We start from the raw sequence: 9,919 nt of genomic DNA, 5'->3' as shown, positions 1-9,919 counted from the left end.
TCTCGTGGTAAAAGCTACACAAAAAAGACCAGTAAAATACTTAGATCCAACTATTGCTTTATTACTTCCCCCGTCCCTACAGAAATTGGCTAAACTACTCTATCGCACTTATCTGGAAACTCATCCTGATCTGCTAAGACATCCCTTTGGTGTAGCCATTAGTCCTGTAAGTTACAGAGCTAGTCTAATATTCTCCCATCAGCCAATTTTATTACCAGGTGAATTTTTCGTCCCTGTAGAACTAATTGAATCAAAAATTTATTAACCGAATATGGACTTACTGAGAATATGGCCTCTTACCCTAATTGTATTTGCCCTTGGTGCATCCATTGGCAGCTTTCTCAACGTCGTCATTTATCGCATACCTTCTAAATTATCTATACTCTTGCCTCCCTCTCACTGCCCCCGTTGTCAAAGTAAATTAAAACCCTGGGAAAATATCCCAATATTTGCTTGGTTATGGTTATGTGGACGTTGTGGCCACTGTGACAGTCCAATTTCTATCCGCTATCCCTTAGTAGAAGTCATTACAAGTTTCTTATTTTTGCTCGTTTTCTGGAAATTTGGAACTACAATTCCCACCTTAGGTTATTGGACTTTTTTTAGTTGGCTACTAGCTCTATCTATGATTGACCTAGACACCATGACTTTACCCAATCCTCTCACACAATCTGGATTAGTCTTAGGTTTAGGCTTCCAGTTGCTTACCATATTAGAGACAAATATTCAAGAAAATAATCTAATCAATTTTTTAATGGTTGGTATTATCGGCGCAGTCCTGGGTTTATGGTTGTTTGACTTAATCTCTATATTCGGTTCAATAGCTTTCGGGCAAACAGTTATGGGTGGAGGAGATGCCAAATTAGCAGCCATGATCGGAGCTTGGTTAGGTTGGAAATATCTACTATTAACTTGTTTTCTCGCCTGTACTATGGGAGCATTTGTAGGTGGAGGAGCGATCGCTTTAGGTTGGCTAGACCGAAAACAACCAATGCCATTCGGGCCTTTTTTAGCAATGGGAGCAGGTTTGACTGTTATGTGGGGTGATGGTATATTATCAACCTACTTCAATCTATTTTTCCCTGGATTCTCATCCTAATTTTTCTGGATGAAGTCAATTACTCTTAGATAGAGTGTATTACTCAGGAGATGTAAAGTATAGATATTTAGGGCTAAAACTTTTCTAAGCAGACAAAAATTAAGTAGAATAACCAGAATTTAAAGCCAAACTTTTTAAACTATGACAGAATTTTTTTGAATTAAAACGACCTTAGTTTATTTTGTATTAGCTGATAGTCATAGCTCTATATTGTATACTTATTAACCTGAATAGGTGAAAAACACAACGCTTTAGCAAAAATTTAATCACTTAATAATTAACTCTAATTTATTTTAATGTCTCTATTTGATTGGTTTGCAAATCGTCAAAAATCAGCCCAGAACTCTCAACAGAGACCTGAACGAGAAATTGCTGATGGACTTTGGATCAAATGTGAAGCTTGTGGTGCTTTAACTTACACAAAAGACCTCCAAGCTAATCAAATGGTTTGTCTCGAATGTGGATACCACATGAAAATATCCGGCAATGAGCGGATTCAGCATTTGATAGATAGTAACACATGGATGGCAATTAACGAAAAAATTAGAGGGACAGACCCTTTAAAATTTCGCGATCGCAAAGCATACAGCGATCGCCTCCAAGGATATCAAAGAAAAACAGGACTTTTAGATGCTGTACAAACAGGTATCGGCAACATCGAAGCTGAACCCGTAGCTTTGGGAGTGATGGACTTCCAATTTATGGGAGGAAGTATGGGGTCAGTTGTTGGAGAAAAACTGACTAGGTTAATTGAACAGGCGACTAAAGAGCGTTTACCCGTAGTAATTATTTGTGCTTCCGGTGGGGCCAGAATGCAAGAGGGAATGTTGAGCCTGATGCAAATGGCCAAAATATCTGGTGCCTTAGAATGTCATCGAGAAGAGAAACTGCTATATATTCCAGTTTTAACCCATCCAACTACAGGTGGCGTTACTGCAAGTTTTGCCATGCTTGGAGATATTATTATCGCTGAACCAAAGGCAACAATAGGTTTTGCGGGACGACGAGTTATTGAACAAACTGTCCGTGAAAAGCTACCTGAAAACTTTCAAACCTCTGAATATCTATTGGCACATGGTTTTATAGACATAATAGTACCTCGTACTCAGTTAAAGAAAACTCTGGCTCAGTTAATTCGCCTTCATAAAATTCATCCTGCTGCTCCTACTTCTACTAAGTCATTAGAAGCAGGGCCATACTGCCATTTACCCTTTCAGGCAGAACAACATAATTCCATTACAAATGACAATAAAATTCAAACTATGCCTCAGAATTAGATTTTGAGTGCTTCAAGGGATTTTTTTTAATTATTTATGAATTGAAGAAATGTTATGGGTTTCGCAGATATATCAATCCAGGAAATAGCAGAAGATTTTAATGTCCATGTAGACGAGGTACTTCGTCTTTGTGACCAAATGGGAATTTCTTATAAACACTCTCAGACCCGTTTGGCCTTAGAGGATGCTAAAGCAATCATGTCTCATTTATTAGCCCAAGAACAAAAATCTAATTCTTGATCGGAGTTGATAAATACTTGACGAATTGACACATGACCACTGATAAATAAAAATTAGATCAAAGTTCAGTAAATCTGAAGTAATAAATGTATCTGTGTTAGTTGATTAACTTGCCAGTTTTAAGGAGAAGAATGTTGAAAAAATTTTTCATAGCTGTAGTTGCCATTGTATTTCTGACGTTTCAAACGTTCGTTAACATAGCCACAGCCGCCGAATTAACAGATAACGACCGGACTCTACCTCTGAATGATGAAGGTGAAAAAGTTGTACTGAGTATTAAGGAATACATCAGAGGCAAGCGCGAATTTAATAATGTTTGCTCCCAGTGCCATGTCGGAGGGATAACCAAAACTAATCCTGATATTGGCCTTGGTCCAGAAGCTTTAGCTTTGGCCTATCCGCCACGAGATAACATAGAAGGTCTCATAGACTACATGATAAATCCTACTACCTATGATGGGGAGGTTGAGATATTTGAGTTTCACCCCAGCATAAAGAGTGCCGATATTTATCCAGAAATGAGAAATCTCACAGAGGATGATTTATATGCGATCGCTGGTTATATTCTCGTACAGCCTAAAGTTTTAGGCAAACAATGGGGCGGCGGCAAAATCTTCCGTTAAAATTCCTTTTTCTTTGAAATATTGACTAATGATTTTAGATTATTGGTTTTTTGATGGGAGACAAAAAAATTGTTTTTTTCTTCATTAAACCCTAATCTAAAATCGATTATTTTTTATTCTAGATTTGTACTTAATTAAAGTTAGAAAAATAGTATGTTAAATAAATCATTACTGATTCGTTTTCTGCTAGCTATATTAATTATTATTCAAGTAATAATTGTTGATACTCAATCAGCCGAAGCTGCTGTAGATTCCTATGTAAAAAGATATTTAGACGCTAAACAACCAGTAGAAATTAAACTGAATGAACAAGGAGAAACAAAGAAATTTTCTGCTGAAGATTTATCCACAGGCAAACAGATTTTTGCCAAAAATTGCCTTAACTGTCATGTAGGAGGAGCAAATTTAGTCAACCCTCCAATATCTCTATCCCTCAAAAACTTAGAAGGAGCAACACCACCACGAGATAATATTAATAATTTAGTTGCTTTCTTCAGAGACCCTATGATATATGACGGTAGTGATTATACTTATTTTTGTCGTCAAGTTACCGAAAACTGGATGTCCCAAGCTGAAGTAGAACAGATGGGCGCATTTATTTTGAGAGCTGCACAAAAAGCTCCTGCTTGGGGAGCACAAGGGGTTGAACAAAATTGACATCGTTCTAGAAAACTTCAGACTAATATCCTTACTGACAAATTAAAAAACACCCTCCTTAAATCACTATAGCGCTTCGCCCTCGTTTATTTACAACTTATAGCCTAGGATGTAGATTGTAAGACTCAACAATTGATAGTTGAGAAGAAAAAGTGGTGTATTAATTTCAATTCAAATAGAAATCTCCAGAAAAGGGGGTAGAGAGTAGGGAGTAAGGGGAAATAATTGATAATTTATGTGGGATAATTGATTTTATTTTTTATTATTGGAGATGTCTAATAATTGTAAATACTTTTAACTTCTATCTAAAAAGTTTCAAGAAAATTAAAATATACAGGACTTGCGCAAAATATCAAATCATACACCATCTGTAGATGGGAACGGCCGTTCACCCCTATCAGATACAGTAGCTCTAGGTAAGTCCTGATATATAGAAGTAGGAAAGAAGAACATAGTGGTATAGACACGACTATTATTAGTTAACAAGTTGCAAAACAGGAAAGATAACTGTGGTTCCACTAAACGACGAAAACCCTACTAGCAAAACAGCCTTTGTAGTATACGGCTTAATTGTAGCTAATGTCCTATTATTTTTGTACGAGATTAGTTTGTCAGATATTCAACTTAGGCAGTTTTTTTATTCTTGGGCTGTAGTTCCTTGTCAACTCAGCAATACTTGTTCAGTTCCACTGCCAACTTCCCAATTTCCTGAGTGGGTAACTTTATTCAGTTCTCAGTTTCTACATGGAGGATGGTTGCATTTGGGTGGAAATATGCTATTCCTCTGGATTTTTGGCAATAATGTAGAAGACTGTTTAGGTCATGTGAAATTTTTAATTTTTTATCTCGCTTGTGGTGTACTAGCATCTTTATCCCAGTGGTTTTTCTCATCCGGTTCAGCTATTCCCACCTTGGGTGCAAGTGGAGCGATCGCTGGTGTTATGGGAGCATATATTCTCAGATTTCCCAAAGCTAAGGTTCTCACATTATTACCCATAGGATTTTTTATTACCACCGTTCGTATTCCAGCATTTTTTTTCCTAGGTTTTTGGTTTTTGCAGCAAGCATTTTATGGTGTTGCTAGTCTTAATGCACCAGCCAATATTGGCATGGAAGCAGGTGGTATAGCTTATTGGGCTCATGCTGGAGGCTTTGTCTTTGGAGCTATTCTAGGTCCTTTATTAGGATTATTTTCCTCGCCAGAATAAATACTTAAAGCTTCATAGGGCTTTGTTGCACAAAGAAAGGAAATAGGGTAAAAATAACAGTGCGTGGCACAAAAAACCTACATCAACGTAGACATGAGTAATTCCAAGTCCAAGTTTCAGTCTAAAGTACCTCCTCAGCAACTGGTATGAATATGATGTGTACTTAAAACAGAGGGGGAGTTTGACATTTTGGTTATCTCCAGAGGTAATAGGGCAATGGTTGAATCAAAGGAAGACTGGGCTTAGAGGAGCATCTAAATGTATATAGTTATACAGTAATGAATGTGGCAATTGAATTAATGGTGACACTACAATCTATTTATAGGGCGTTGTCAGATTAAAGGATGAATTATAGGGACAGGGTGGGAACAGGGATTTCTTTCAACTTAAGGTAATGAATCAGTAGTCAATTGAGTGCTTTAACATTTCAACAGACTTGGAATAGCACAAGGTTTTGCCATCTAACATAGCTCAGTAATGACGTAAAGGTGTATTTTCTCCCTCTACACCAGTCATGTAAGTCTTGCTGACAATCTGATCTCCTGCTGGAATACATTTGCGATAAACTGGATTACCATCCCTCACCCAAAAGTAACATTGCCACCAGGAAATAGTCTGCCATAGTACCATAAATGTTTCTGCACTATGGTTACCTAGGGCTTGCTGATTAAATATCAAAGCATTGACTGATATTGGTTTGCTGCCTTTTTTTGTCTTTAACAAAGTGCAAGCTTTTCGGTCTAGGGAGCTCATGCATGCTAGTATTTTGGGATGATTATGGCAGAAAAATAAAGGGACAATTTTTACTACTACCTCCTCGCTCATCCCCATTTCTCCTGTCTCCTGTCTCCTGTCTCCTGTCTCCTACCCCCACCAACAGACTTTATGAGCGCAAACCCTACCTACTACCCAACCTAAAATCCCGGTGGGAAAATGCTCTACAGCAGCTCCTCTGCCAGATTTGATTTTTTTTTCCAACAAAGGTTTCCAGTTGCTCCAATTCTCCTACCTCTGGGATAGTTTCTGCGCTCGTAAGCATCTGGTAGAAGTGTTCCCACGAGTTTAACCCCGTCCATAATCGTTGTGCGTGAAACTCCTGTAATTCTCTCTATGGCACGAAAACCCATTCCATTAACATACATTTTCCAGCAGTTGCGCTTGAGATCATCACTGTATCCTCTATGTTGATATTCTGTGAGCAACTGACGGCCACACTTGACACAGATATAATTTTGCTTACATGCTCTATGACCATCTATGACATCTCTCCTTGAACTCTAGACGCTGGTCATTCTCTCAATCATCTTCTTTTCTGACAACGCCATTTATAGTATGCCAGGACGACAAACAGAGGGCTTTTTGGAATCTATATTTACCTTGATGGAACTAGATTTATATCATATCCGGTAGCATCGGTATTGTAAGCGTGAAGGTAAGGAAGAAGGAAGAAGGAGGAAGGTTTTAGTTATCTAGGAGAGAGGGAAGAAGGCTTAAAAGCTTGAAAAAACGTAAATTTCCTGTAGATATTAACCCTTGGTTTTACACAAATGATAAAGTGCGGACATGATTTTATTAGTAAAATGTGTCATGCTTAACCGTATGATTTAAAAAGGTAAGTCTAAGAGCTACAAAGTTGAAATCTAGTTAACTTCAACAACAGCGTTGGCTTGCGATCGCCAATTTCATGGAACAAAGCCGCTTCATAGCGAAAGAAGCGCAGGAAAGAGAGTAAATAAAGTCGTTATCGATCGCGAACCTGTGTCAATGTTCCCACTCCAGTGTTCAGACTAGATATTCTCCGTGAGTCAGCGAGCTGTGGTTCGGGTATATCCAAATCATCAAATTGTTCCAATGGATATTCCATTGGAATATCAGCAGCGTTGACCACAACCCCCAAAAGCTTAGGAATATATTTATCAGATTCTTCTTCATCATCACCTGTTAACTGTTCTATGACCTCTGTTAGTACACCTGACATAGTGAAATTTGGCCTAGTTACAATAATCATGCCATCAGTATAAGGTTCTAAGATCAAAGCATCATTGTTTTTACTTATGCAAGGAGAGTCAAGGATAACAAAATCAAAACGATGTCGCGAATCTGAAAGTAACCTTTTCATCTCACTTGATTCAATAATACCTCCTGCTTGTTTCACAGGACCGGGACTAGGGATGATATAGAAATTTTCTACCTCTGGAACTTGTTTGATACAATTACTGATATCACTGTAATAACGAAGCGGTTCAAAAGTTCTTTGTGGTTCGGGAACAATTTTAAGAGATTGAACTTTTGAAGGAGTTCTTAAGTCTGTCTCAATTAAAAGTGTCCGCCGACCTGCTCGTGCAGCAGCGATCGCTAAATTATAAGCACAAAATGTTTTACCCTCCCCTTTTTCTCCACTGCTCAACAGCACAACTTTCACAGGTTTAGTTCCTTGACGTTGTAATTTTGTCCGTAACTTTTCATAAGATTCAAGATAAGGAGAATTATGCTCAACTAATAAAGGCATTTCCTCTGCATCCATATGGTCAAAAAATATTACATCTGGCAACAAACCCAACAATGGTACATCTTTTTCTTTCAATGCTGTTTGAATTTCTTCCCAAGAATAGAACTTGCCAGAAAGCATTCCCAAAACAAAAATTAAGCCTCCACCAACAACTATGCCTGCTAGTCCCCCTATTGCCAACATCAAAGGCATACTTTTTTCTCCTCCTGGTTCACCCTCCTTGAAAACAGCAGCTTTCTCAGCAATAGCTAGACTGCTAATTATCTCTGCCTCAGCGGCTTCAGCATCTTCTAAAGTTGCTCGCATCTTATCCAAACGAGACTTTTTGATGGCAACTTCTTCTTGCAACTGAGTTAATTTTAATTGCTTATTCGGAATAGTCGCATACTCAGCTAGCAATTCTTGCTCAGTTTGAATTGTTGTTTCTAGTTGTCTTTGTAGTTGCTCCTGCTGAGTTTTCAGAGCTATTAAGGCTTCTGCTAACTGTTGTCTTGTGGGGTCTAAAGAAGCATCTACTCGAATTTGCTCTACCTTTCTCAATGGTGCTGCTATGCCATTACCCCCTAAAACTTCTGCTGCACGTTGCTGTAGTTGTTGTTCTGCAACTTGTTTTTGCCTACGCAACTCAACTACAGGTGGATATTCTTCTGTAAAATCTAATAATAACTTATCTAACTGATTTTCTACTTGATACAACTGCACTCGGAGATTTGCTATAATTGGATCAGCAGCGAGTGCCCGTGCTACATAAGCTTGATCTGCAGTTAACCCTAACTGCTCTTCTAAACTCTTAATCTGAGCTTCTACCCCATCTAACTCAAGTTTAATCTGAGTTTGTTGTTGTCGGCTACCTGCGATCGCCCCTGGTAAAGCTACTGCCCTTGCTGTAATCAGTAATGCTTCCTCTTCTCTCTCAAATTTCTGTTGCTGTTGTTGAGCTTTTCTCAATTCTTCAACTGCTGCGGGTAAACGTTTTCTGACTTCATCAATAATTGCTCTTTGAGATGTAGTATTAATTTTTCGGCTTTGCTCCACTATTTGTTCCATAAGAGCATCTACTATTTCTACAGCTTTTTCTTTATCTGTATCTTCATAAGATAAATAGAAGATCTCTTCTTGTAAAACAAATGTTGCTCCTTTGAGTTTCCTTGGATCTACCAATACTTTTTCTGCTACTGCCTGTCTAACTTCATCATTCAGTAGTATTTCTGGAGTAACTGCTTGAGCGTTTTGTTGGATTTGAGCAGCAGTCTCAGAAAATAGTAAAACAGGACTAATTTTCCTCAATGTACCTAGAATTGTACTTTTTGTTTCTGGATTTGGCTGCAAAGCAATTATTCCTGAAACACCTACTGCTACAGTGAAAGTTGCTACTCCTACCCACTTGTATAGTCCTAAAGCCATCAAATAGCGTTTAATAATTGGTATAGCCATAATCTAGTATTTATTAATATATTTAGAAATGATTTTTTTAGTCTTGGTTCTGTTTAACATTTTATTCGATATTAGCTAGTTATTCTATTGTTTTCCTCTGCCTAATTCTCATCAATTATTGATTATGATTAATTATTATTCCTGTTTCTATTCCCATTATTACCATTACCTCCACCGAAGAACACATTAGAAGTATCTTGTTCCAAAGCCCGGAAAAACAGGAGAAATTCCAGGGAACTTCTGATCGGAAGTGTATACTTCTCAAATAAATTGGTAATATTACCTATCCATGTTCTATCAATAACAATTATATCCTCATTCTGAAGTAAAATATTTTGAGAACTATCGCCAAATATTGCTTCTTTACCATTAAGTTCACGTCTAACTATTTTTCTTGTTTCCCGATCAAATCGAATCAAATTAATTTCTTCCAAATTGGCTGAATCTAATTCTATACCATTGAGAATATCTATTAATCTACTACCGTTCGGAAGATTAGTAGTAGCAAGGGCATCGTTAGGATTACTAAAAATACGAATAGTAATCTGCTGTTGGCTCAAAGTCGATTTCCCCACTAGATCGCGATCATAACCAAAATCCGAGCCTGGTTTTAATGTAGGTACAATTACAGCATCCCCATCCTTGAGAAGAATATTAGGCAACTCCGTAGAATTTTGCAAGGGAGTATATAAGTCTATTGTTTCTTCAACGACACTACCATCACTTAATTTCCTACGTACTAAAATGCTTCGTAGATCAGCAGTTAGAGATGCACCACCAGCAGCGAGTAAAGCAGAAGATACTTGATTTGCCTGATAATAACCAGGTCTTTCTACTTCCCCATTCACAGTCACAATACCAGTAGCTAATGG

The 9,919-nt window shown here is 37.8% G+C and carries 9 protein-coding genes and 2 pseudogenes; 7 read left to right on the top strand and 4 right to left on the bottom strand.

The window, feature by feature from the left end; genetic code table 11:
* The 7 genes from F6K13_RS06255 to F6K13_RS06225 all read left to right on the top strand — a co-directional run.
* Positions 1–265: hypothetical protein (locus tag F6K13_RS06255; RefSeq protein WP_353735639.1), on the top strand; the 265-nt coding region annotated here is incomplete at its 5' end.
* Positions 266–271: 6 nt separating this feature from the next.
* Positions 272–1,099 carry an A24 family peptidase gene (locus F6K13_RS06250; protein WP_124143904.1) on the top strand — a complete coding sequence of 276 codons (828 nt, stop codon included), beginning with the start codon at positions 272–274 and terminating at the stop codon, positions 1,097–1,099.
* A gap of 296 nt (positions 1,100–1,395) precedes the next feature.
* On the top strand, positions 1,396–2,376 hold the full coding sequence (gene accD, locus F6K13_RS06245; RefSeq protein WP_124143903.1) for an acetyl-CoA carboxylase, carboxyltransferase subunit beta: 981 nt from the start codon (positions 1,396–1,398) through the stop codon (positions 2,374–2,376).
* Between the two features lie 54 nt (positions 2,377–2,430).
* Positions 2,431–2,616: a translation initiation factor IF-2 N-terminal domain-containing protein gene (locus tag F6K13_RS06240; RefSeq protein WP_124143902.1), complete on the top strand. Its 186-nt coding sequence runs from the start codon at positions 2,431–2,433 to the stop codon at positions 2,614–2,616.
* A 131-nt stretch (positions 2,617–2,747) separates the two neighbouring features.
* Complete coding sequence (psbV, locus tag F6K13_RS06235; RefSeq protein WP_124143901.1) at positions 2,748–3,239, top strand: photosystem II cytochrome c-550; 492 nt, start codon at positions 2,748–2,750, stop codon at positions 3,237–3,239.
* 153 nt (positions 3,240–3,392) lie between these two features.
* Positions 3,393–3,896 carry a photosystem II cytochrome PsbV2 gene (psbV2, locus tag F6K13_RS06230; protein ID WP_124143900.1) on the top strand — a complete coding sequence of 168 codons (504 nt, stop codon included), beginning with the start codon at positions 3,393–3,395 and terminating at the stop codon, positions 3,894–3,896.
* Between the two features lie 509 nt (positions 3,897–4,405).
* Positions 4,406–5,104: a rhomboid family intramembrane serine protease gene (locus F6K13_RS06225; RefSeq protein ID WP_124143899.1), complete on the top strand. Its 699-nt coding sequence runs from the start codon at positions 4,406–4,408 to the stop codon at positions 5,102–5,104.
* 349 nt (positions 5,105–5,453) lie between these two features.
* Here the strand turns inward: F6K13_RS06225 and F6K13_RS06220 are convergent.
* The 4 genes and pseudogenes from F6K13_RS06220 to F6K13_RS06205 all read right to left on the bottom strand — a co-directional run.
* Positions 5,454–5,758 (bottom strand): annotated as a pseudogene (locus tag F6K13_RS06220) (IS1 family transposase); the annotation flags it as partial.
* Between the two features lie 249 nt (positions 5,759–6,007).
* A pseudogene (locus F6K13_RS06215) lies at positions 6,008–6,363 on the bottom strand (IS1 family transposase); the annotation flags it as partial.
* A gap of 482 nt (positions 6,364–6,845) precedes the next feature.
* On the bottom strand, positions 6,846–9,047 hold the full coding sequence (locus tag F6K13_RS06210; RefSeq protein WP_287242389.1) for a tyrosine-protein kinase domain-containing protein: 2,202 nt from the start codon (positions 9,045–9,047) through the stop codon (positions 6,846–6,848).
* Between the two features lie 128 nt (positions 9,048–9,175).
* On the bottom strand, positions 9,176–9,919 hold a 744-nt coding region (locus tag F6K13_RS06205), incomplete at its 5' end, for a polysaccharide biosynthesis/export family protein (protein WP_287287034.1).

Origin of the sequence: Okeania sp. SIO2B9 (genome assembly GCF_010672505.1) — a bacterium.
In the GTDB taxonomy this organism is placed as follows: Bacteria; Cyanobacteriota; Cyanobacteriia; order Cyanobacteriales; family Microcoleaceae; genus Okeania; species Okeania hirsuta.
This window is presented reverse-complemented; position numbering and strand designations above follow the sequence as displayed.